The following is a 22663-nucleotide window of genomic DNA, read 5'->3' as shown; positions in this document are numbered from 1 at the left end:
CGAAGTAGGCGTCCATCAGGGCGCGCGCCTCCGCCGCCTCGATGTTGAGCTGCTGGGAGAGGCCGAAGGCCGACAGCCCGTACGCCAGGCCGTAGGACATGGCCTTGATCTTGCGGCGCATCTCCGCGTCCACCGCCGACCGCTCGACCCCGAAGACCTGGGAGGCGGCGGTGGTGTGCAGGTCCTCGCCGGAGGTGAACGCCTCGATCAGACCGGCGTCCTCCGACAGGTGCGCCATCACCCGCAGCTCGATCTGGCTGTAGTCCGCGGTCATCAGCGACTCGAAGCCCTCGCCGACGACGAACCCGCGGCGGATGGCCCGGCCCTCGTCGGTGCGCACGGGGATGTTCTGCAGATTGGGGTCGGTGGAGGACAGCCGGCCGGTCGCGGCGACCGTCTGGTTGAACGTGGTGTGGATGCGGCCGTCCGCCGCGATGGTCTTGATCAGGCCCTCGACGGTGACGCGGAGCTTGGCCTGCTCGCGGTGACGCAGCATGATCACCGGCAGTTCGTTGTCCGTCTGGCCCGCCAGCCAGGCCAGGGCGTCGGCGTCGGTGGTGTAGCCCGTCTTGGTCTTCTTGGTCTTCGGCAGGGCGAGCTCGCCGAAGAGGACCTCCTGGAGCTGCTTGGGCGAGCCGAGGTTGAACTCGTGCCCCGCCGCCGCGTGCGCCTCCTTCACGGCTTGCTGCACGGCACCCGCGAACGTCTGTTCCATCGCCTCGAGGTGGGCGCGGTCCGCCGCGATGCCGTGCCGCTCCATGCGGGCGAGCAGCGCCGAGGTGGGCAGCTCCACGTCCCTCAGCAGGTCCGCCGAGCCGACCTCCGCCAGACGGGCCTCGAAGGCCTCGCCGAGGTCGAGGACGGCGCGGGCCTGGATCATCAGGGCCTCGGCCTCGGCGCCCTCGTCCGCGCCGAAGGCGAGCTGGCCGTCGGCCTGGGCGGCGGGGGCCAGCTCCCGGTGCAGATACTCCAGGGACAGCGCGTCGAGGTCGAAGGAGCGGCGGCCGGGCTTGACCAGGTATGCGGCGAGCGCGGTGTCCATGCGCACGCCCTCGATGCTCCAGCCGTGCTCGGCGAAGACCCGCATCGCGCCCTTGGCGTTGTGGAAGACCTTGGGCCGGTCCGCGTCCGCGAGCCAGGAGGCGAAGGCCCGCTCGTCGGACTCGTCCAGCTGGGACGGGTCGAACCAGGCGGCCGCCCCGCCGGCCGCGGCGAGCGCGACCTCGGCGACCGAGCCGGCGCCGAGCGCCCAGGCGTCGACGGTGGCGACGCCGAGGACCTCGGTGCCGTGCTCGCCGAGCCAGCCGGCCAGCTCCCCGGTGCCGAGCACCGCGCCGTCCAGCTCCACGCCGTCCGCCGCGACCGGGGTGGTCTCGGCCTCCTCGGCGCCCGGGTCGACGGCGAAGAGCCGCTCGCGCAGCGACGGGTTGCGGATCTCCAGGGTGTCCAGGACCATCGCGACGGCCTTGCGGTCGTACGGCGCCCGGGCGAGGTCGGTGACCCCCTTGGGCAGCTCGACGTCACGCTCCAGCTCGGTGAGCCGGCGGTTGAGCTTGACGGCCTCCAGGTGGTCCCGCAGGTTCTGCCCGGCCTTGCCCTTGACCTCTTCGACGCGCTCGACCAGCTCCGCGAACGAACCGAACTGGTTGATCCACTTCGCGGCCGTCTTCTCGCCGACGCCGGGGATGCCCGGCAGGTTGTCCGACGGGTCGCCGCGCAGCGCCGCGAAGTCGGGGTACTGCGCGGGCGTCAATCCGTACTTCTCGACGACCTTCTCCGGGGTGAACCGGGTCAGCTCGGAGACGCCCTTGGTGGGATACAGCACCGTGGTGTGCTCGGAGACCAGCTGGAAGGAGTCACGGTCGCCGGTGACGATCAGCACCTCGAAGCCCTCGGCCTCGGCCCGGGTGGCGAGGGTGGCGATGACGTCGTCCGCCTCGAAGCCCTCGACGGCGAAGCGGGAGGCGTGCATCGCGTCGAGCAGCTCGCAGATCAGCTCGACCTGGCCCTTGAACTCGTCGGGGGTCTTGGAGCGGTTCGCCTTGTACTCGGTGAACTCCTGCGAGCGCCAGGTCTTGCGGGAGACGTCGAAGGCGACCGCGAAGTGCGTGGGCGCCTCGTCACGCAGGGTGTTGGCCAGCATCGACGCGAAGCCGTAGATCGCGTTCGTCGGCTGGCCCGTCGCGGTGGTGAAGTTCTCCGCGGGCAGCGCGAAGAACGCGCGGTAGGCCAGCGAGTGCCCGTCCATGAGCATCAGCCGGGGGCGGTCTGTGCCGGAGGTCTTCTCGGTCGTCTTCGATGCTGTTTCTGCCACGTCCCCGATCCTGCCACGAGCCACTGACAGCCGGGGCGCTCCGCCCGTCCCCGCGATCTCCGCCGGCGTCCGGGACCCCGCCCGGCCGGGACCGTTGTCGGCGGCTCGTGCGAGGATCGGAGGCCTCCGGAGCACACGGCCCGACGCCAGGGCGCGCGGTGCGAAGGGACACAGCACACGCAGTCGATGGGGAGGGTGCGATGGCCACGAAGCCGCCCAAGGGTGATCCGGTCCAGGACGCGCCGCGGGTCTCCGGACCCCGGCACGCGGCGGCGGGGCTGCCGGCCGTCGGGCACACCCTGCGCATCGCCCAGCAGCAGATGGGCGTGCGCCGCACCGCGCTGACGCTGCTGCGGGTCAACCAGAAGGACGGCTTCGACTGCCCCGGCTGCGCCTGGCCGGAGCCGGACCACCGGCACAAGGCCGAGTTCTGCGAGAACGGCGCGAAGGCGGTCGCCGAGGAGGCCACCCTGCGCCGGGTCACGCCGGAGTTCTTCGCCGAGCACTCCGTGAGCGACCTCGCCGGCCGCAGCGGCTACTGGCTCGGCCAGCAGGGCCGGCTCACCCACCCCATGTACCTGCCCGAGGGCGCGGACCACTACGAGCCGGTGACCTGGGAGCGGGCCCTCGGCATCGTCGCCGAGGAGATCGGCGCGCTCTCCTCCCCCGACGAGGCCGTCTTCTACACCTCGGGCCGCACCAGCAACGAGGCCGCGTTCCTCTACCAGCTCTTCGCGCGCGAGCTCGGCACCAACAACCTGCCCGACTGCTCCAACATGTGCCACGAGTCCTCCGGCTCGGCCCTGTCGGAGACCATCGGCATCGGCAAGGGCAGCGTCCTGCTGGAGGACCTCCACCAGGCGGACCTGATCATCGTGGCCGGCCAGAACCCGGGCACGAACCACCCGCGCATGCTCTCCGCCCTGGAGCGGGCCAAGGCGGGCGGCGCGCGGATCATCAGCGTCAACCCGCTGCCCGAGGCGGGTCTGGAGCGCTTCAAGAACCCGCAGACCCCCAAGGGGCTGGCGACGGGCGCCGCGCTCACCGACCTGTTCCTGCAGATCCGCATCGGCGGCGACCAGGCCCTCTTCCGCCTCCTGAACAGGCTGATCCTGGAGACGGAGGGCGCGGTCGACGAGGAGTTCGTCCGCGAGCACACCCACGGCTACGAGGAGTTCGCGGCCGCCGCCCGCGCCGCCGACTGGGACGAGACGCTCACCGCGACCGGCCTCACGCGCGCGGAGATCGACCGGGCGCTGGAGATGGTCCTCGCCTCCCGGCGCACCATCGTGTGCTGGGCGATGGGCCTGACGCAGCACAAGCACTCGGTGCCCACCATCCGCGAGGTCGTCAACTTCCTGCTGCTGCGCGGCAACATCGGCCGCCCGGGCGCGGGCGTGTGCCCGGTGCGCGGCCACTCCAACGTGCAGGGCGACCGCACCATGGGCATCTTCGAGCGGCCCGCCCCGGCGTTCCTGGACGCCCTGGAGAAGGAGTTCGGCTTCGCCCCGCCGCGCGAGCACGGCTACGACGTGGTGCGCGCCATCCGCGCGCTGCGCGACGGCGAGGCGAAGGTCTTCTTCGCGATGGGCGGCAACTTCGTCTCCGCCTCCCCCGACACCGAGGTCACCGAGGCGGCCATGCGCCGGGCCCGGCTGACCGTGCACGTGTCGACCAAGCTCAACCGCTCGCATGTCGTCACCGGCGCGCGCGCCCTGATCCTGCCCACGCTCGGCCGCACCGAGCGGGACGTGCAGGCGGGCGGCGAGCAGTTCGTCACCGTCGAGGACTCGATGGGCATGGTGCACGCCTCCCGCGGGCGGCTGGCGCCGGCGAGCCCGCATCTGAGGTCGGAGCCGGCCATCGTGTGCGCCCTCGCGCGCGCGGTGCTGGGCGAGGACAGCGTGGTGCCGTGGGAGGAGTTCGCCAAGGACTACGCCACGGTGCGCGACCGGATCGCCCGCGTGATCCCCGGTTTCGCGGACTTCAACGCGCGCGTGGCCCGTCCCGGCGGGTTCGCGCTGCCGCACGCGCCCCGCGACGAGCGCCGCTTCCCCACGGCCACCGGCAAGGCGAACTTCACGGCGGCGCCGGTGGAGTACCCGGAGCTGCCCGAGGGCCGTCTGCTGCTGCAGACGCTGCGCTCGCACGACCAGTACAACACCACGATCTACGGCCTGGACGACCGCTACCGGGGGATCACCAACGGCCGGCGGGTGGTGCTGGTGAATCCCGGGGACGCGCGGCGGCTCGGGGTCGCCGACGGGTCGTACGTCGACCTGGTCGGCGAGTGGAAGGACGGCGTGGAGCGGCGGGCGCCGGGTTTCCGGGTCGTGCACTACCCGACCGCGCGGGGCTGCGCGGCCGCCTACTACCCGGAGACCAACGTGCTGGTGCCGCTGGACGCCACCGCGGACACCAGCAACACCCCGGCCAGCAAGTCCGTCGTGGTGCGTCTGGAACAATCGGCGACCGACTGAGCGTTCGCTCAGTCAGGACTGGCCGATCGACGACGAGCCGATCACGGATGGACGGAGCCGCACCCATGGGCGAGCAGCAGAGCGTGAAGTTCCCTCAGGAGGTCATCGACGAGTACGCCGCGCTCGGCGTCGACCTGCCCGCCCTCTTCTCCGCCGGGCACCTCGGGACCCGGATGGGCGTGCAGATCCTCGAGGCCTCCGCCGACCGCGTCGTCGGCACCATGCCGGTGGAGGGCAACACCCAGCCCTACGGGCTGCTGCACGGCGGCGCCTCGGCCGTCCTCGCGGAGACCCTCGGCTCCGTGGGCTCCATGCTGCACGGCGGCAGCTCCCGGATCGCCGTCGGCGTCGACCTGAACTGCACCCACCACCGGGGCGTCCGCTCCGGCCTGGTCACCGGCGTGGCCACGCCCGTGCACCGGGGCCGCTCGACGGCGACGTACGAGATCGTGATCAGCGACGAGGAGGGACACCGCGTGTGCACCGCCCGCCTGACCTGCCTCCTGCGTGAGGTCCGCCCCGCCGACGGCGACCACGTCCGCAAGACCGGCTGAGCCGCCCCGCCGCGGACCGGGTGGTGTCGCCTGCGTTGCCCGGAGTGGGGGGTGCGGCCTAGCGTCTGGGCATGGTGATGCGGCATGGCGTGCGGCCGGGGGCCGGGGGCTGGCTCGTGCTGGTGCTTCTGGCGGCCGGCTGCGGTGCGGGGGGCGGTTCACCGACCGCCGCCGACCCGTCGGCCTCCCCCTCCCCGCACACCACGTCCGCCGAGGAACTGTGCGCCACCGTCGTCACGTACTGGTCGCGCAAGGTGCTGGACAGTCACACCTACGGGGACTACCAGTCGATGGGGCTGTCCAACGGGCAGTACGAGATACTGCGTCAAGTCGTCGACGACGCAAGGGCCGTGAAGAAACGTCAGGGCGCCGTCGCGGCCGACGAGTCGATCGGCCGCGGGGCCCAGCGGGGCTGCGCCGACTGGTACCGCGCCGGCGGTCCCGGCAAGGGGCCGTGGAGTTGAGCGGCGTGGGCCCGGTCGAGCCGGGCGAGGGCACGCGCGCGTGGGACACCCCCGACCCGGACGCCCCCGCGGACACCCCTCCTCGACAACTCCCCCGCGACGGCCGCCCCGAGCGCCACCGCCGCGCCGTCCTCGCCGCCACCGCGGCCGTCCTCCTCCTCGCCGGCGGCGGCTACCTCTACGCCACCCGGCCGCACCAACTCCCGCGCCCCGCCCCGGAACCCGCTCCTCCGCCGTACCCGTCCCAAGTGGTGGACGTCGCCTACCTCGAGCCCGCGCCCGCCCAGAGCGGCGCCGCGCCCCGGAGCTTCGGCCTCACCGTGCTGGTCAGCGTGACCGCCGGCCCGCCGGTCACCGTCACCCGGATCACCCAGCCGTACGCCGGACTCGTCCTCACTCCCGAGCCGCGCCCGCCCCTGCGCATCGCGGCAGGCACCGCCCGGAAGATCGTCGTCACCATGCGGGTGACGGAATGCGGAAAAGTGCCGGAGAACGCCGGACTCCCTTTCCTCGATGTAACGCTGCGTAATACGCGCGCAATCGAAGTTCACAGTTACATCCTCGGGTCACGCTATGCGCACGCCCTCTCCGACGGCCTGCACGTAGCCTGTGGCAACGATTTCCGGTAATCAGCAAAACCGTCGAGACGCCTGAACACAGCAGGGTCCGTCCTGCGGGTTCTCAGAATGCGGACGGGGCGAATCGGCCTGAATTCCGCTGTTCCACCCACCGAGTACCGCTCTGCATTACGTCGTGTCATAACAAGAGAGTCACAGCCTTGGTCAGACCCTCCTCGACCTTCCCCGCCCGCGCTTAGAGTCACGGCCAGTCACGGCGCGGTCGGAAAGTCTCTTCGGCACAGCGCTCGACTCGGCCACTTCCAGGGGGGAGGGCCGTGCCAGGGAAAGGACTGATCGTGCGTCAACGTTCTCTCATCGCCATCACCGCCGCGCTGGCGGCGGGAGCCCTCACCCTCACCGCCTGCGGCTCGCGGGGCGGCGACAAGGGCTCCGACTCCGGAAAGGGTGGCACCACCGTCACCATCGGCGTCGACGCCCCGCTGACGGGTGACCTGTCCGCGCTCGGCCTCGGCATCAAGAACTCCGCCGACCTCGCCGCCAAGACGGCCAACAAGAAGAACTACGTCAAGGGCGTCACCTTCAAGATCGAGGCCCGCGACGACCAGGCGCAGCCCTCCTCGGGCCAGCAGAACGCCACCGCCCTCGTCGCCGACAAGAACGTCCTCGGCGTCGTCGGCCCCCTCAACTCCTCCGTCGCCGAGTCGATGCAGAAGGTCTTCGACGACGCGAAGCTGGTCGAGGTCTCCCCCGCCAACACCGGCCCCGCCCTCACCCAGGGCCCCGACTGGCGCACCAAGAAGGTCCGCCAGTTCAAGTCGTACTTCCGCACCGCGACCACGGACGCCATCCAGGGCCCGTTCGCCGCGCAGTACCTCTACAACGACGCCAAGAAGAAGAAGGTCTTCGTCATCGACGACAAGAAGACCTACGGCGCGGGCCTGGCCGGCACCTTCACCGACGAGTTCAAGAAGCTCGGCGGCAAGATCGTCGGCACCGAGCACATCAACCCCGACGCCAAGGACTTCTCGGCGATCGCCACCGAGGTGAAGAAGTCCGGCGCGGACGTCGTCTACTACGGCGGCGAGTACCCGCAGGCCGGCCCGCTCAGCAAGCAGATCAAGGCCGCCGGCGCCAAGATCCCGCTGGTCGGCGGCGACGGCATCTACGACCCGACCTTCATCAAGCTGGCCGGCGCCGACTCCACCGGCGACCTCGCCACCTCCGTCGGCGCCCCGGTCGAGAGCCTGCCCTCGGCCAAGCAGTTCGTCGCCGACTACAAGGCGGCCGGCTACAAGGACGAGTACGCGGCCTACGGCGGCTACTCCTACGACTCCGCCTGGGCGATCATCGAGGCCGTCAAGAAGGTCGTCGACGACAACGGCGGCAAGCTCCCCGACGACGCCCGCGCCAAGGTCACCGCGGCCATGCAGAACGTCTCCTTCGACGGTGTGACCGGCAAGGTCTCCTTCGACGAGTTCGGTGACGCCACGAACAAGCAGCTCACCGTGTACGCCGTGAAGAACGGTGCCTGGGCGGCGGAGAAGTCCGGCACCTACACCGGCTGACCCCTCCCGCACCACCACAGGCCGCGCGGGGCGCTGAACCACTGGCGCCCCGCGCGGACTCGCATCCGGTCACATCCGTCGAACGTTTCCGAAAGTCTCGGAGGACATGCGGTGAACGAACTGCCGCAGCAGCTGGTCAACGGCCTGCTACTAGGATCCATGTACGGGCTGGTCGCCATCGGCTACACAATGGTCTACGGCATCGTCCAGCTCATCAACTTCGCCCACGGCGAGATCTTCATGACCGGCGCCTTCGGCGCGCTCACGGTCTACGTCTACATCCTGCCCGGTGGCACCTCCATGTGGGTGGCCCTCCCCCTCATGCTGATCGGCGCCATCATCGTCGCCGTACTCGTCGCCGTGGGGGCGGAACGGTTCGCCTACCGTCCGCTGCGCACCGCGCCGCGCCTCGCGCCGCTCATCACCGCCATCGGTCTCTCCCTCGCGCTGCAGCAGGCGGTCTGGGCCTGGTACCCCGAGGCCAAGTCCGCGCGCACGTTCCCGCAGATCCCCGGCGGCCCCTTCCACATCGGCAACGTCACCATCCAGACCGGCGACATCTTCCTCCTCGCCGCCGCGCCCATCAGCATGGCCGTCCTCGCGTACTTCGTCATGAAGACCCGAACCGGACGCGGCATGCAGGCCACCGCCCAGGACCCGGACACCGCCAAGCTCATGGGCGTCAACACCGACCGCATCATCGTGGTCGCCTTCGCCCTCGGCGCCGCCTTCGCCGCCGTCGGCGGTGTCGCCTACGGCCTCAAGTACGGCCAGATCGACTTCCGCATGGGCTTCATCCTCGGACTGAAGGCCTTCACCGCGGCCGTGCTCGGCGGTATCGGCAACATCTACGGAGCCATGATCGGCGGCATCGTCCTCGGCATCGCCGAGACCCTGGCCACCGCCTACATCTCCGACATCCCCGGCATGGACAAGTTCGGCAGCCAGTCCTGGGCAGACGTCTGGGCGTTCGTACTCCTCATCCTCGTACTGCTGTTCAGGCCACAGGGTCTGCTCGGCGAGCGCGTGGCGGACAGGGCGTGACACCGATGACCACACAGACCACCGCACCCGAAACCCCCGAGACCCCGAGCGCCCCCTCCACCGGCGCCTCGTCCTCCGGCCTGTTCGGCATCCCCGCGGCGGCCGGGCGCGCCCTCGCCGCCGGCGGCAGCGTCCTCACGATCGTCGCCACGTTCCTCGCCTGGACCTGGACCTCCGAGTTCCCCGGCGACCTCACCGTCTACGGCTACCCGGGCGGCCTTCAGGTCCTCGTCCTCATCGGCGCCGTACTGACCACGCTGCTGACCCTCGCCACCTACGACGTGAAGGCGCTCGGCTGGCTGGTCCCGGCCGGCGGCGACGCGGCCGTCAAGTTCGCCGCGCTGGCCACCTTCGCCACCGCCTGGTACACGGTGATCTCCATCAGCGTGGAGCTCGGTGGCGTCGTCAACCTCGAACCCGGCGGCTACGTCGTCGCGGTGACCTCGCTGGCCGCTCTCGTCGGCGCGCTCGCGCTCCCCTTCGAGCGGCCCGAGCCCGACCCGATCGACCCCGACAGCACCGCCTGGGAGAACTTCCGGCACAGCCTCGGACAGGGCTGGAACACCACCAAGGCCGCCTTCGCCGCCGAGAGCCCGAGGCCCGTAGGCAAGCTGCCCTCCTACGCCGAGATCCTCATCATCGTCGCCGCGCTCGCGCTGGGCCTGACCGTCTTCACCTACGGCATCGGCACCGAGTACGACGAACTCTTCGTGGGCTTCCTGATCCTCGCCGGCCTCGGCTTCGCCGCCCTCAACAAGGCCGGCCTGATCGCCCATGTCTCCCAGATCACCGCGCGGCACCAGAACATCACCGTGTTCGGCGCCTTCATCGCGGCGGCGCTCTTCCCCTTCACCCAGACCGACGACCAGTACGCCACCCTCGGCGTCTACATCCTGATCTTCGCCACGGTCGCCCTGGGCCTGAACATCGTGGTCGGCCTCGCGGGTCTGCTCGACCTCGGTTACGTCGCCTTCCTCGGCGTCGGCGCCTACGCCGCCTCACTCGTCAGCGGCTCCCCCAACTCGCCGTTCCACGTGCACTTCCCCTTCTGGGCCGCCGTCATCATCGGCGCGCTCGCCTCGCTGGTCTTCGGCGTCCTCATCGGCGCGCCCACCCTCCGCCTGCGCGGCGACTACCTCGCCATCGTCACCCTGGGCTTCGGAGAGATCTTCCGCATCACCGCCAACAACCTGGACGGCACCAGCGGACCCGACCTCACCAACGGCTCCAACGGTGTCGCGTCCATCCCGAACCTGGACATCCTCGGGTTCGACTTCGGCGCCGTCCACGACATCGCCGGGTTCTCCATCGGACGCTTCGCCAACTACTTCTTCCTGATGCTCATCATCACGGCCGTGGTCGTCCTGGTCTTCCGGCGCAGCGGCAACTCCCGCATCGGGCGCGCCTGGGTCGCCATCCGCGAGGACGAGACCGCCGCGCTCGCCATGGGCATCAACGGCTTCCGCGTCAAGCTGATCGCCTTCGCGGTCGGCGCCTCGCTCGCCGGCCTCGCCGGCACCGTCCAGGCCCACGTGACCTACACCGTCACCCCCGAGCAGTACCTCTTCGCCGGGCCCATCCCGCCCAACTCCGCCTTCCTGCTCGCCGCGGTCGTCCTCGGCGGCATGGGCACCATCGCCGGCCCGCTCATCGGCGCCGCGCTGCTCTTCCTCATCCCCAACAAGCTCCAGTTCCTCGGCGACTACCAGCTCTTCGCCTTCGGCGTCGCGCTCATCCTCCTCATGCGGTTCCGCCCCGAGGGCCTCATCCCCAACCGGCGCCGCCAGCTCGAATTCCACGAAGAGGCCGAAGCGCCCGCAGTCCTCGGCAAGACAGGGGCCTGACACCACCATGAGCACCGAAACCACCACCAAGGACACCGCCCCGGGCGCCAGCGTCCCCGGCCAGACCGTCCTCGACGCCCGCGGCGTCACCATGCGCTTCGGCGGACTCACCGCCGTACGCGGGGTCGACCTCACGGTCAACAGCGGCGAGATCGTCGGCCTCATCGGACCCAACGGCGCCGGCAAGACGACCTTCTTCAACTGCCTGACCGGCCTCTACGTACCCACCGAGGGCGAGGTCCGCTACAAGGGCAACGTCCTGCCGCCCAAGTCCTTCAAGGTCACCGCGGCCGGCATCGCCCGCACCTTCCAGAACATCCGGCTCTTCGCCAACATGACCGTCCTGGAGAACGTCCTCGTGGGCCGGCACACCCGCACCAAGGAGGGCTTCTGGTCGGCCGTCCTGCGCGGGCCCGGCTTCCACAAGGCCGAGGCCGCCTCCCGGAAGCGGGCCATGGAGCTCCTGGAGTTCGTCGGCCTGGACAGCAAGGCCGAGCACCTCGCCCGCAACCTGCCCTACGGCGAGCAGCGCAAGCTCGAGATCGCCCGCGCCCTCGCCAGCGAACCCGGGCTCCTCCTCCTGGACGAGCCCACCGCCGGCATGAACCCGCAGGAGACGCGCGCCACCGAGGAACTCGTCTTCGCCATCCGGGACATGGGCATCGCGGTCCTGGTCATCGAGCACGACATGCGGTTCATCTTCAACCTCTGCGACCGCGTCGCCGTCCTCGTCCAGGGCGAGAAGCTCATCGAGGGCGACAGCGCCACCGTCCAGGGCGACGAGCGCGTCGTCGCCGCCTACCTCGGCGAGCCCTTCGAGGGCGCGCCCGGCGACGAGGAGGCGGCCGAGGTCGCCCAGGCGGAGGCCTCAGCGGCGGACGCCGAGGCCACGGCATCCGACGCCGACGCCACGACGGCGGACGCCGGGACCGCGGCGGCCGAGGCCGAAGCCGGCGCCCCGGCGGACGCCGACACCACGACGGACGCCGCGCCCGGCAAGGAGAACGACCGATGACCGCACTGCTCGAGGTCGAGGACCTCCGCGTCGCCTACGGCAAGATCGAAGCCGTCAAGGGCATCTCCTTCAAGGTGGACGCCGGCGAGGTCGTCACCCTCATCGGCACCAACGGCGCCGGGAAGACCACCACCCTGCGCACCCTGTCCGGCCTCCTCAAGCCGGTCGGCGGACAGATCAAGTTCGACGGCAAGTCCCTGAAGAAGATCCCCGCCCACCAGATCGTCTCCCTCGGCCTCGCGCACTCCCCCGAGGGGCGGCACATCTTCCCCCGCATGACGATCGAGGACAACCTCCGCCTCGGCGCCTTCCTCCGCAAGGACAGGGACGGCATCGAGAAGGACATCCAGCGCGCCTACGACCTCTTCCCCATCCTCGGCGAACGGCGGAAGCAGGCGGCCGGCACCCTCTCCGGCGGTGAGCAGCAGATGCTCGCCATGGGCCGCGCCCTGATGTCCCAGCCGAAACTGCTCATGCTCGACGAGCCCTCGATGGGCCTCTCCCCGATCATGATGCAGAAGATCATGGCCACCATCGCGGAGCTGAAGTCGCAGGGCACCACCATCCTGCTGGTCGAGCAGAACGCCCAGGCGGCCCTGTCCCTGGCCGACCACGGCCATGTGATGGAGGTCGGCAACATCGTCCTCTCCGGCACCGGGCAGGACCTGCTGCACGACGAGTCCGTCCGCAAGGCCTACCTCGGCGAGGACTAGAGGACCGGCGAGGCACCACACGTGAGGGCCCGCACCCCCGGGGGTGCGGGCCCTCACGCATGTGCCGGCGGCCGGCGGTCAGCCCTTGTCGGACTTGCCCCCGCCCTTCGCGGCCTTCTTCTCCTCGCTGTCCTGGATGACGGCCTCCGCGACCTGCTGCATCGACATACGGCGGTCCATCGACGTCTTCTGGATCCACCGGAACGCGGCCGGCTCCGTCAGCCCGTACTCCGTCTGCAGGATGGACTTCGCCCGGTCCACCAGTTTGCGCGTCTCCAGCCGCTGCGAGAGGTCCGCGACCTCCTTCTCCAGCTCCTTGAGCTCCGTGAACCGCGAGACCGCCATCTCGATGGCCGGCACCACGTCGCTCTTGCTGAACGGCTTCACCAGATACGCCATCGCCCCGGCGTCCCGCGCCCGCTCCACCAGGTCGCGCTGCGAGAACGCGGTCAGCATCAGCACCGGCGCGATCCGCTCCTCGGCGATCTTCTCGGCCGCGGAGATGCCGTCGAGCTTCGGCATCTTCACATCGAGGATGACGAGGTCGGGCCGGTGCTCCCGGGCGAGCTCGACGGCACGCTCGCCGTCCCCCGCCTCGCCGACGACGGAGTACCCCTCCTCCTCCAGCATCTCTTTGAGATCCAGCCGGATCAACGCCTCGTCCTCCGCGATGACGACTCGGGTCGTCAGCGGAGGCACATGCGACTTGTCGTCATCGGACACGTCAACGGGCTGAGGCGACTCGGCGGTCACGGGGGCGCTCCTTGTTCCGGGGCGGGGCAGGTACTGCTGCCTATGCAGCCTACCTAGAGGCGAGCAGCCGGGCTCACCCGGTACACTCACCGCAGTGCCCGGCCGGGTTGGTGGAACGGTATACACGGAGGTCTCAAACACCTCTGCCTGTGAGGGCTTGCGGGTTCGAATCCCGCACCCGGCACACCGTTGAAGCGGAGGATCACGTTCGCGTGATCCTCCGCTTTTCACTGCGTGTCGTCACCGCCTGTCGCGCACCGTGGTGACATGGAACAGTACAGTCCTTCGATCCGGGCACAGGCTGTCGCACTGATGCGGCAAGGCGTCCCCAACCGTGCAGTCGCCGAGCAGCTCCACGTTCCGCGCGGGACCATCGGCTGGTGGCGATACGAGGACCGCAAAGCGCGAGGCGAGGTGTACCAACAGCCCGACGACTGCCCCATGTGCAGCGGAGGTGATCTCGATCATGCGGCGTACGCCTACCTGCTGGGCCTCTACCTGGGTGACGGGCACATCGTCTCCAAACCCAAGCAGCACCATCTGTCCATCTATTGCGACGCCAGGCAGACCGGCATCATCGCCGCCACGGCGGAGGCCATGCGGAAGGTGATGTCCCAGCCCGCCGTCGGGCAGCATCGCAAAACAGGCTGCGTGGAGGTCAAGTCCTACAGTCGCCACTGGCCCTGCCTCCTTCCCCCAGCACGGTCCCGGCCGGAAGCACGAGCGGCGGATCGTGCTCGAGTCCTGGCAGCAGGAGATCGTCGACGCGTATCCCTGGGATCTCGTCCGCGGCCTGATCCACTCCGACGGCTGCCGGATCACCAACTGGACGACCCGCCTCGTCGGCGGCGAGCGCAAGAGGTACGAGTATCCCCGCTACTTCTTCACCAATGTCTCCGACGACATCCGGCGGCTTTACACGGACACCCTCGACCAGCTCGGCGTGGGGTGGACCCACTGCACCCGGCACGGCAATCCGTACAACATCTCCGTCGCCCGCAAAGCCTCCGTGGCCCTGATGGACGCCCACGTGGGGGCCAAGCACTGAGGGCCGACCTACCTCGGGCTGTCGTCCTCGCCGATGTGGTGGACCCGGACCATGTTCGTCGAGCCGGCCACACCGGGAGGGGAGCCCGCCGTGATGACGACCACGTCGCCCTTCTCGCAGCGGCCGTACCGCAGGAGGAGTTCGTCCACCTGGGCGACCATCGCGTCCGTGGAGTTGACCCGGGGGCCGAGGAAGGTCTCCACGCCCCAGGTCGCGCTGAGCTGGGAGCGGGTGGCGGGTTCGGGGGTGAAGGCCAGGAGCGGGATGGGCGAGCGGTAGCGGGAGAGGCGGCGCGCGGTGTCGCCCGACTGGGTGAAGGCGACCAGGAACCTGGCCCCGAGGAAGTCGCCGATCTCGGCGGCCGCGCGGGCGACGGCGCCGCCCTGGGTGCGGGGCTTGTTGCGGTCGGTCAGCGGGGCGAGGCCCTTGGCGAGGATGTCCTCCTCGGCGGCCGCGACGATCTTGGACATGGTGCGCACGGTCTCGACCGGGTACTTGCCCACGCTCGTCTCGCCGGACAGCGTCACCGCGTCCGTGCCGTCGATGACCGCGTTGGCCACGTCCGAGGCCTCCGCGCGCGTCGGACGCGAGTTGCCGATCATGGAGTCGAGCATCTGGGTGGCGACGATCACCGGCTTGGCGTTGCGCTTGGCCAGCTTGATCGCGCGCTTCTGGACGATGGGGACCTGCTCCAGGGGCATCTCCACGCCGAGGTCCCCGCGGGCGACCATGATGCCGTCGAAGGCGGCGACGATGTCGTCGAGGGCCTCGACCGCCTGCGGCTTCTCGATCTTCGCCCAGACGGGGAGGCGCCGGCCCTCGTCGTCCATGATGCGGTGGACGTCGAGGACGTCGCGGCCGCTGCGCACGAAGGACAGCGCGATGACGTCGAACCCGGTGTGCAGGGCCCACCGCAGGTCGTCCTCGTCCTTCTTGGACAGCGCGGGCACGGACACGGCGACGCCGGGGAGGTTGATGCCCTTGTGGTCGGAGATCACCCCGCCCTCGACGACCCTGGTCCGCACGCGCGGGCCGTCGACCGCGGTGACCTCGAGGGCGACCTTGCCGTCGTCGACGAGGACGCGTTCGCCCGGGGCGACGTCCTCGGCGAGACCGGCGTAGGTGGTTCCGCAGATGTGGCGGTCGCCCTCCACGCCCTCTTCGACGGTGATGGTGAAGGTGTCGCCGCGTTCAAGGAGTACGGGTCCCTCCCGGAAGCGGCCGAGCCGGATCTTCGGGCCCTGAAGGTCGGCGAGCATGCCGACGCTGCGGCCGGTCTCGTCGGCGGCCTTGCGGACGCGCCGGTACCGGGCCTCGTGCTCGGCGTAGGTGCCGTGGCTGAGGTTGAAACGGGCCACGTCCATTCCGGCGTCGACCAGCGCTTTGATCCGGTCGTACGTGTCGGTCGCGGGTCCCAGGGTACAAACGATCTTTGCTCGGCGCATGATATGAGCCTAGGCCTTACCGTTCGGTAGAGATTTGGTGCCGGGTGACTGCTCAACAACCGTTGAGTGAAAGGTCATTGACAACTGTTGAATTGTGCAGGGCGTTGCTCCGATGAGCGTTCGCGCGTTCGCTCGGGGTTTGCCGCAGTTCACAGTCTGGGCGGTGTCATCGTGAATCGCGCGTTGAGTTGCGCGTAGACGTGCTGGCGTTGCGGTTCGAGGTCGAGGGGTGCCGCGCTCTCGTCGGGGGCCGCCGCGCCGTAGCCGGCCATGGCTCGCATGCGTCCGGGGGCGGACGGGTACGGCTGGGCGTTCTCCGCCCCGATGTCGGCGATTTCGACGAGTGCGGCGAGGGTGGTGCCGAGGGCCTCGGCGTACTCCCTGGCACGCTGGACGGCCTCGTGGACGGCCTGTCGGCGGGCCTCCCGGTGGGCGGGCGACTGGGGTCGCAGGGCCCACCAGGGGCCGTCCACCCGGGTGAGTTCCAAGTCGGCCAGTCGGGTGGTCAGTTCACCGAGGGCGGTGAAGTCGGAGAGTTCGGCGGTGAGGTGGACGGTGCCCTGATAGGTGCGCACGCGTTCACCGCGGCCGTGGCGGGTGAGTTCGGGAGTGATGGAGAAGGCGCCGGTCTCGAGGCGTTCGACGGCCGTGCCGTAGGTCTTGACGAGGTCGACGACGGCCGCGTTGCGCCGGGTGAGGTCGTCGAGGGCGGAACGGCGGTCCTTGCCACGGGCGGTGACGGTGATGCCGATACGGGCTATCTCGGGATCGACTTCGAGGTGTGCCTCGCCGCGGACGGCGATGCGGGGGGCCTCGGGAGTGCCGTAGGGGACGGCGGGCCGGGGGCCGGAGGCGGGGGTGGGGGCTGTGGTCATGTGCCCACTCTGTCACCGGCGGGCGGGGCCGCGCTCTTGCCGGTCATGGAATCGCAACCTGCGAGGTCTGTTGCGCTTGGTCATGCGCGGGTCAGAATCTACGCGCGTTGTTGACTCTTTCCCGAGGAGAACGAGACATGCCGTTGAACCGCCGGAAGTTTCTGAAGAGGTCGGCCGTGACGGGGGCGGGGGTGGCGCTGGCCGGTGGGGCGGCGGCTCCGGCGGCGCAGGCCGCGAGCGGGGCGGGCGCGTCCGGGCGGCCGGCCAAGCGCTGGTCGCTGACCGTCATGGGCACCACCGACCTGCACGGACACGTCTTCAACTGGGACTACTTCAAGGACGCGGAGTACGCCGACGGCGCGGGCAACGCCCAGGGCCTCGCGCGCATCTCGACGCTGGTGAACCAGGTGCGCGAGGAGAAGGGCCGGTGCAACACCCTGCTGATCGACGCGGGCGACACGATCCAGGGCACCCCGCTGACGTACTACTACGCGAAGGTCGACCCGATCACCGCCAAGGGTGGTCCGGTGCACCCGATGGCGCAGGCGATGAACGCCATCGGGTACGACGCGGTGGCCCTCGGCAACCACGAGTTCAACTACGGCATCGAGACGCTGCGCAAGTTCGAGCAGCAGTGCGACTTCCCGCTGCTCGGCGCGAACGCGCTGGACGCCCGGACGCAGAAGCCCGCGTTTCCGCCGTACTTCATGAAGAAGTTCCACGTGCACGGTGCCCCGCCGGTGACCGTGGCGGTGCTCGGTCTGACCAACCCGGGCATCGCGATCTGGGACAAGGCCTACGTCCAGGGGAAGTTGACCTTCCCGGGGCTGGAGGAGCAGGCCGCGAAGTGGGTGCCGAAGCTGCGTTCGATGGGTGCGGACGTGGTCGTGGTGTCCGCCCACTCGGGTACGTCGGGCAAGTCCTCGTACGGCGATCAGCTGCCGTGGGTGGAGGACGCGGCGGCCAATGTGGCGCGGCAGGTGCCGGGCATCGACGCGATCCTGGTGGGTCACGCGCATCTGGAGATCCCCGAGCTGCGGGTCGTCAACGAGAAGACCGGTAAGACGGTCGTGCTGTCGGAGCCGCTGTGCTACGCGGAGCGGCTGTCCCTGTTCGACATCGAGCTGGTGTTCGCCAAGGGCCGGTGGGAGGTGGAGTCGGTCGCGGCCTCGCTGCGCAACTCCAACTCGGTCGCCGACGACCCGAGGATCACCCGGCTCCTGACGGACGAGCACAAGAAGGTCGTCGCGTACGTCAACCAGGTCGTCGGCCGGGCGACCGAGACCCTGACGACGGTGGACGCCCGCTACAAGGACGCCCCGATCATCGATCTGATAACCAGGGTCCAGGAGGACGTGGTGAAGTCGGCGCTCGCGGGCACGGAGTACGCCGCGCTGCCGGTTATCGCGCAGGCCTCGCCGTTCTCGCGGACCTCCGAGATCCCGGCTGGCGATGTCACGATCCGGGACCTGTCGAGCCTGTACGTGTACGACAACACGCTGGTCGCCAAGTTGATGACGGGCGCGCAGGTGCGGGCGTACCTGGAGTACTCGGCGGAGTACTTCGCGCAGACGGCGGTGGGCGCTGCCGTGGACGTGGAGAAGCTGACGAACGCCAACAACCGTCCGGACTACAACTACGACTACGTGTCGGGTCTCGCGTACGACATCGACATCGCGCAGCCGGCGGGGTCGCGGATCAGGAACCTGACGTTCGACGGGGCGGCGCTGGACGACGCGCAGCAGTTCGTGCTGGCGGTGAACAACTACCGGGCCAACGGTGGTGGCGCGTTCCCGTATGTGGCGTCGGCGAAGGAGCTGTGGTCGGAGTCGACGGAGATCCGTACCCGGATCGCGGAGTGGGTGACCGCGAAGGGTGTGCTGGACCCGAAGGACTTCGCGTCGGTGGACTGGCGGCTGACGCGCGACGGTACGCCGGTGTTCTGATACGCCGGTGCGGTGACGCGCGGGTCTTCTGACGCGCGGGTGTTCGGACCGGGAGGCGGCCTCAGATTCCGTTTCCGTCCGCCAGAGGGGTGAGTGCCCTGAGCCGGCGGGCGGGCGGGACCTGGGGCCGTCCCTGTTCGAGACCGAAGGTGGTGAAGGCGGTGCGGGCGGGCAGCGGGTAGGGGTCCGTGCCGGTGACGGAGTTGAGGATGGTGGCGCTGCGCCAGGCGGCGAGGCCGAGGTCGGGGGCACCGACGCCGTGGGTGTGCAGTTCGGCGTTCTGGACGTAGGCGTGGCAGCCGGAGGCCGTGATGGAGGGGTCGAGGACGAGACGGAAGTGCTCGTCGACGCGGGGGCGTTCACGGCTGTCGCGGCGCATGTAGGGGTCGAGTCCGGCGAGCAGCGGGGTGAGGGGGCACTCGCGGTAACCGGTGGCGAGGACGACGGCGTCGGTGGTGAGGCGGGTGCGGGTGCCCTGCTGGAGGTGTTCCAGGTGGAGTTCGACCTGGGTGGTGGCGAGGCGGCCCGCGGTGCGGACGCGGACGCCGGGGGTGAGGACGGTGTCGGGCCAGCCGCCGTGGAGGGAGCGCCTGTAGAGCTCGTCGTGGATGGCGGCGAGGGTGGTGGCGTCGATGCCCTTGTTCAGCTGCCACTGGGTGGGCAGGAGGCGGTCGCGGACGGACTCGGACAGGGCGTGGAAGTAGCGGGTGTAGTCCGGGGTGAAGTGCTCCAGGCCGAGCTTGGAGTACTCCATGGGGGCGAAGGCTGGGGTGCGGCCGATCCAGTGCAGCCGTTCGCGGCCGGCGGGGCGGTGGCGCAGCAGGTCGAGGAAGATCTCGGCGCCGGACTGTCCCGAGCCGACGACGGTGACGTGCCCGGCCGCGAGGAGAGCATCGCGGTGGTCCAGGTAGTCGGCGGCGTGGAGGACAGGGACGCCGGGGGTGTCGGCGAGGGGTCTGAGGGGTTCGGGGACGTGGGGGCGGGTGCCGATGCCGAGGACGATGTTGCGCGTGTAGGTGCGGCCCAGGGCTTCCGCCTCGCCGTCGGCGTCGAGTTGGGTGAAGTCGACCTCGAACACGTCGCGTTCGGGGTTCCAGCGGACGGCGTCGACCTGGTGGCCGAAGTGCAGTGCGGGGAGCCGGCCCGCGACCCAGCGGCAGTAGGCGTCGTACTCGGCGCGGTGGATGTGGAGCCGTTCGGCGAAGTAGAAGGGGAAGAGCCGGTCGAGGGACTTCAGGTAGTTGAGGAACGTCCAGGGGCTGGCGGGGTCGGCGAGGGTGACCAGGTCGGCCAGGAAGGGGACCTGGACGCGGGCGCCCTCGATGAGCAGGCCGGGGTGCCAGGTGAAGGCGGGGCGCCGCTCGTAGAAGACGGCGTCGAGGGTGGTGAGCGGGTGGGCGAGGGCGGCGAGGGAGAGGTTGAGGGGGCCGATGCCGATGCCGACGAGATCGCGTGGGGTTTCGGGCGCCTGGAGTGGGGGGCTGGGGGACGGGGTCATCGGGGGGTGCTTCCTTCCACCAGTTTCAGGAGGGCGGCCAGGTCGTCGGGCCGGGTCTCGGGGTTGAGGAGGGTCGCCTTGAGCCAGAGCCGGCCGTCGAGGCGGGCGCGGCCGAGCACCGCGCGGCCCTCGGTGAGGAGTTTGCGGCGTACGGCGGCGATGTCGTCGTCGGTGGCGCCGGTGGGCCGGAAGAGGACGGTGCTGATGGTGGGGCGGTCGTAGAGCTCGAGGCCGGGGTGGTCGCGGACGAGGTCGGCGAGTTCGCGGGCGCGGGCGCAGACGGTGTCGACGAGGGCGCCGAGTCCGCTGCGGCCGAGGGTCTTGAGGGTGACGGCGATCTTGAGGATGTCGGGCCGGCGGGTGGTGCGCAGGGAGCGGCCGAGGAGGTCGGGCAGGCCGGCCTCGGTGTCGTCGGCGGCGTTGAGGTAGTCGGCGCGCTGGTTGAGGACGGCGAGGTCGCGGGGGTGGCGGACGGCGAGGAGGCCCGCGGCGACGGGCTGCCAGCCCAGTTTGTGCAGGTCGAGGGTGACGGTGTGGGCGGTTTCGAGTCCGGTGAGCTTGTCGCGGTGGCGGTCGCTGAAGATCAGGCCGCCGCCGTGGGCCGCGTCGATGTGGAGGCGGGCGCCGTGGGCGGCGCACAGGCCCGCGATCTCGGGGAGGGGGTCGATCAGTCCGGCGTCGGTGGTGCCGGCGGTGGCGGCGACGAGGAGCGAGCCGCGGGGGCCGGCGAGGTCGGTGAGGGCGCTGTGGAGGGCGGCGAGGTCGATGGTGCCGGCGGGGGCGGGGACGACCACGGGTTCGGGCAGGCCGAGTAGCCAGGCGGCGCGGGGCAGGGAGTGGTGGGCGTTGGCGCCGTGGACGAGGCGGATGTGGCCGCCGTTGGTCTCGCGGGCGAGGAGGAGGGCGAGGTGGTTGGACTCGGTGCCGCCGGTGGTGACGACGGCGTCGGCGAGGCCGGTCTCGTGGGCCAGTTCGCGGGCGACCAGGGCTTCGAGTTCACCGGCGGCGGGCGCCTGGTCCCAGGAGTCGAGGGAGGGGTTGAGGGCGCTGACGGCGAGGTCGGCGGCGGTGGCGACGGCCAGGGGCGGGCAGTGCAGGTGTGCGGCGCACAGCGGGTCCGCGGGGTCGGCGGCGCCCTCGGCGAGGGCGTGGACGAGGGCGCGCAGGGCGTCGGGGTCGCCGTGGTCGGGCAGGACGTCGCCGAGGGCGTCCCGGACACGGGCGGCGACCGCCTCGGGGCCCCCGGCGGGCAGCGGTCCGCCGCGGGCCCTGCGACCGGTGTCCAGGGCGTCGAGAACGGTCTCGAGCAGCGGGCGCAGGGCCCGGGGCCCTTCGGGCCCGGAGGCGAGAGGGGCGAAAGCGGCGAGAGCGGCGGGATCGGCGGGGCTCGCGGGGCCGGTGTGCGCCGGGGGTGCGGGGCGGGGAACGGGGGCGTCCGGGGGCGGGGTGTCCATGGCTGTCCTCCGTGGCTCGGGGGCAGGGACTTCCAGCTTGGACGCAAGACGCCGCGACGCGCCCGGAAGCCGGACGATCGAACCCGAAAGTGTGTACTGGCTTGCCGGGAGGCGGTGTTGGCGGCGCCGGCGGTGTTGGCGGCGCCGGCGGTCAGGAGCGGAAGTCGGCCGTGTGGGACGTGGCCCATTGGGCGAAGGTGCGGGCCGGGGTGCCGGTGATCTTCTCGACCGTGCCGGTGATCTCCGGGGGTACGCCGACGGTGGCCTCGAAGGTCTTCATGAGGGCCTGGACCAGGTGAGGGGGCAGGCCGGGGTAGAGGTCGGGACCGGCCTGGCCGGGCGGGACCTCGACGTACGTCAGCGTGCGGCCGAGGGCGTGGCCGAGTGCGGCGACCTGCTGGACGTTGGTGACGGCCTCCGGCCCGGTGAGGCGGTGGACGGCGCCCTCGTGACCGCCGTCGAGGAGGGCGCGCTCGGCGACGGCGGCGATGTCGTCCTCGTGGACGGGCGCGGTCACGGCGTCGGCGAAGACGCCCCGGACGGTGTTCCCGGCGCGGATCTGCGGCGCCCACTGCAGGGCGTTGGCTGCGAACGCGCCCGGCCTCAGAAGCGTCCAGTCCAGGCCGCTGTCGCGGACCTGCCGCTCGACGGTGGCGTGCATGACGTGGATGGGGTGGGTCTCGTCGGCGCCCTCGGCGATGATGGCCGAGGAGAGCATGACGACGTGCCGGACGCCGGCCTGGCGGGCGGCGCGCAGCAGTTCGGCGGTCCGCTCGCCGGCGGCCTGGGCGTAGAGGAAGAGGGCGCTCGCGCCGGTGAACAGGGACGCCGGGTCGTCGGGCCGGTGGCGGACCACTTCGGCCCGCTCGGGCAGGCCGGCCCGCCGCGGGTCGCGGGTCAGTGCCCGTACGGGCCGGTCGGCGGCGAGGAGACGGTCGACGAGGGCACGTCCGACGTTGCCGGTCGCGCCGGTCACTACGATCACGGGTCTGCCTTCCTGGCTGGGCCTGGTCGGGTCCGGGGCCGGTCGTGCCTCGCGGTGGCCGCCGGTCGTTCCCGGCGGGCCGGTC

At 70.8% G+C, this 22663-nt stretch carries 17 protein-coding genes, 1 tRNA gene and 1 pseudogene; 12 read left to right on the top strand and 7 right to left on the bottom strand.

Annotation, left to right across the window (positions count from 1 at the left end; genetic code table 11):
* The coding region (gene polA / locus IE249_RS02760; protein WP_229857293.1) for a DNA polymerase I at positions 1-2314 on the bottom strand (2314 nt) is incomplete at its 3' end.
* A gap of 200 nt (positions 2315-2514) precedes the next feature.
* Here polA and IE249_RS02755 point away from each other — a divergent pair.
* The 9 genes from IE249_RS02755 to IE249_RS02715 all read left to right on the top strand — a co-directional run bounded on the left by IE249_RS02755 (position 2515) and on the right by IE249_RS02715 (position 12574).
* Positions 2515-4794, top strand: a complete 2280-nt coding sequence (locus IE249_RS02755; protein WP_189703127.1) for an FdhF/YdeP family oxidoreductase — start codon at positions 2515-2517, stop codon at positions 4792-4794.
* Positions 4795-4859: 65 nt separating this feature from the next.
* Complete coding sequence (locus IE249_RS02750) at positions 4860-5348, top strand: PaaI family thioesterase (RefSeq protein ID WP_189703126.1); 489 nt, start codon at positions 4860-4862, stop codon at positions 5346-5348.
* 71 nt (positions 5349-5419) lie between these two features.
* Positions 5420-5812 carry a hypothetical protein gene (locus tag IE249_RS02745; protein WP_189703125.1) on the top strand — a complete coding sequence of 131 codons (393 nt, stop codon included), beginning with the start codon at positions 5420-5422 and terminating at the stop codon, positions 5810-5812.
* Positions 5809-6441: a Tat pathway signal sequence domain protein gene (locus IE249_RS02740; RefSeq protein ID WP_189703226.1), complete on the top strand. Its 633-nt coding sequence runs from the start codon at positions 5809-5811 to the stop codon at positions 6439-6441. The genes IE249_RS02745 and IE249_RS02740 overlap by 4 nt, the downstream gene beginning before the upstream one ends.
* 287 nt (positions 6442-6728) lie before the next feature.
* Positions 6729-7958, top strand: coding sequence for a branched-chain amino acid ABC transporter substrate-binding protein (locus IE249_RS02735; RefSeq protein ID WP_189703124.1), 1230 nt, complete (start codon positions 6729-6731; stop codon positions 7956-7958).
* Positions 7959-8069: 111 nt separating this feature from the next.
* Positions 8070-9002: a branched-chain amino acid ABC transporter permease gene (locus IE249_RS02730; protein ID WP_189703123.1), complete on the top strand. Its 933-nt coding sequence runs from the start codon at positions 8070-8072 to the stop codon at positions 9000-9002.
* A gap of 5 nt (positions 9003-9007) precedes the next feature.
* Positions 9008-10846: a branched-chain amino acid ABC transporter permease gene (locus IE249_RS02725; protein WP_189703122.1), complete on the top strand. Its 1839-nt coding sequence runs from the start codon at positions 9008-9010 to the stop codon at positions 10844-10846.
* 7 nt (positions 10847-10853) lie between these two features.
* The gene (locus IE249_RS02720) at positions 10854-11861 is read left to right on the top strand and encodes an ABC transporter ATP-binding protein (RefSeq protein ID WP_189703121.1); all 1008 of its coding nucleotides are present in this window, start codon (positions 10854-10856) and stop codon (positions 11859-11861) included.
* Complete coding sequence (locus IE249_RS02715; protein WP_189703120.1) at positions 11858-12574, top strand: ABC transporter ATP-binding protein; 717 nt, start codon at positions 11858-11860, stop codon at positions 12572-12574. Before IE249_RS02720 ends, IE249_RS02715 begins: the two co-directional genes overlap by 4 nt.
* A gap of 78 nt (positions 12575-12652) precedes the next feature.
* On the opposite strand, the gene IE249_RS02710 is transcribed toward IE249_RS02715, so the two are convergent.
* On the bottom strand, positions 12653-13327 hold the full coding sequence (locus IE249_RS02710; RefSeq protein ID WP_189703119.1) for an ANTAR domain-containing response regulator: 675 nt from the start codon (positions 13325-13327) through the stop codon (positions 12653-12655).
* 101 nt (positions 13328-13428) lie between these two features.
* Between IE249_RS02710 and IE249_RS02705 the strand changes: the two genes are divergently transcribed.
* Positions 13429-13511 (top strand) — tRNA-Leu (locus tag IE249_RS02705).
* Between the two features lie 83 nt (positions 13512-13594).
* A pseudogene (locus IE249_RS02700) lies at positions 13595-14375 on the top strand (transposase).
* Positions 14376-14383: 8 nt separating this feature from the next.
* On the opposite strand, the gene pyk reads toward IE249_RS02700, so the two are convergent.
* Both pyk and IE249_RS02690 read right to left on the bottom strand, forming a co-directional pair.
* Positions 14384-15820 carry a pyruvate kinase gene (gene pyk / locus IE249_RS02695; protein WP_189703118.1) on the bottom strand — a complete coding sequence of 479 codons (1437 nt, stop codon included), beginning with the start codon at positions 15818-15820 and terminating at the stop codon, positions 14384-14386.
* Between the two features lie 149 nt (positions 15821-15969).
* On the bottom strand, positions 15970-16695 hold the full coding sequence (locus IE249_RS02690) for an SIMPL domain-containing protein (RefSeq protein WP_189703117.1): 726 nt from the start codon (positions 16693-16695) through the stop codon (positions 15970-15972).
* Between the two features lie 137 nt (positions 16696-16832).
* Here IE249_RS02690 and IE249_RS02685 point away from each other — a divergent pair, with 137 nt between their 5' ends.
* Positions 16833-18641, top strand: a complete 1809-nt coding sequence (locus IE249_RS02685; protein WP_189703116.1) for a bifunctional metallophosphatase/5'-nucleotidase — start codon at positions 16833-16835, stop codon at positions 18639-18641.
* 61 nt (positions 18642-18702) lie between these two features.
* Here the strand turns inward: IE249_RS02685 and IE249_RS02680 are convergent, their stop codons facing one another.
* The 3 genes from IE249_RS02680 to IE249_RS02670 form a co-directional block, all read right to left on the bottom strand.
* The gene (locus tag IE249_RS02680; RefSeq protein ID WP_189703115.1) at positions 18703-20139 is read right to left on the bottom strand and encodes a lysine N(6)-hydroxylase/L-ornithine N(5)-oxygenase family protein; all 1437 of its coding nucleotides are present in this window, start codon (positions 20137-20139) and stop codon (positions 18703-18705) included.
* Entirely contained in the window at positions 20136-21593 is a 1458-nt protein-coding gene (locus IE249_RS02675; protein ID WP_189703114.1) for a pyridoxal phosphate-dependent decarboxylase family protein, read from the bottom strand. Before IE249_RS02675 ends, IE249_RS02680 begins: the two co-directional genes overlap by 4 nt.
* Before the next feature lie 151 nt (positions 21594-21744).
* The gene (locus IE249_RS02670) at positions 21745-22578 is read right to left on the bottom strand and encodes an NAD(P)H-binding protein (protein ID WP_189703113.1); all 834 of its coding nucleotides are present in this window, start codon (positions 22576-22578) and stop codon (positions 21745-21747) included.
* Positions 22579-22663: the final 85 nt, after the last annotated feature.

Origin of the sequence: Streptomyces anandii JCM 4720 (assembly GCF_014650655.1) — a bacterium.
GTDB lineage: Bacteria > Actinomycetota > Actinomycetes > Streptomycetales > Streptomycetaceae > Streptomyces > Streptomyces anandii.
The sequence above is the reverse complement of the archived record's forward strand: the minus strand, read 5'-3'. Positions and strand labels throughout refer to the sequence as shown.

Bases quoted from the DNA above. Each gene is read 5' to 3' on its own strand.
- IE249_RS02755 (WP_189703127.1), top strand. From the start codon at position 2,515: ATGGCCACGAAGCCGCCCAAGGGTGATCCGGTCCAGGACGCGCCGCGG.
- IE249_RS02750 (WP_189703126.1), top strand. From the start codon at position 4,860: ATGGGCGAGCAGCAGAGCGTGAAGTTCCCTCAGGAGGTCATCGACGAG.
- IE249_RS02745 (WP_189703125.1), top strand. From the start codon at position 5,420: ATGGTGATGCGGCATGGCGTGCGGCCGGGGGCCGGGGGCTGGCTCGTG.
- IE249_RS02725 (WP_189703122.1), top strand. From the start codon at position 9,008: ATGACCACACAGACCACCGCACCCGAAACCCCCGAGACCCCGAGCGCC.
- IE249_RS02720 (WP_189703121.1), top strand. From the start codon at position 10,854: ATGAGCACCGAAACCACCACCAAGGACACCGCCCCGGGCGCCAGCGTC.
- IE249_RS02715 (WP_189703120.1), top strand. From the start codon at position 11,858: ATGACCGCACTGCTCGAGGTCGAGGACCTCCGCGTCGCCTACGGCAAG.
- pyk (WP_189703118.1), bottom strand. From the start codon at position 15,820: ATGCGCCGAGCAAAGATCGTTTGTACCCTGGGACCCGCGACCGACACG.
- IE249_RS02690 (WP_189703117.1), bottom strand. From the start codon at position 16,695: ATGACCACAGCCCCCACCCCCGCCTCCGGCCCCCGGCCCGCCGTCCCC.
- IE249_RS02685 (WP_189703116.1), top strand. From the start codon at position 16,833: ATGCCGTTGAACCGCCGGAAGTTTCTGAAGAGGTCGGCCGTGACGGGG.
- IE249_RS02680 (WP_189703115.1), bottom strand. From the start codon at position 20,139: ATGACCCCGTCCCCCAGCCCCCCACTCCAGGCGCCCGAAACCCCACGC.
- IE249_RS02675 (WP_189703114.1), bottom strand. From the start codon at position 21,593: ATGGACACCCCGCCCCCGGACGCCCCCGTTCCCCGCCCCGCACCCCCG.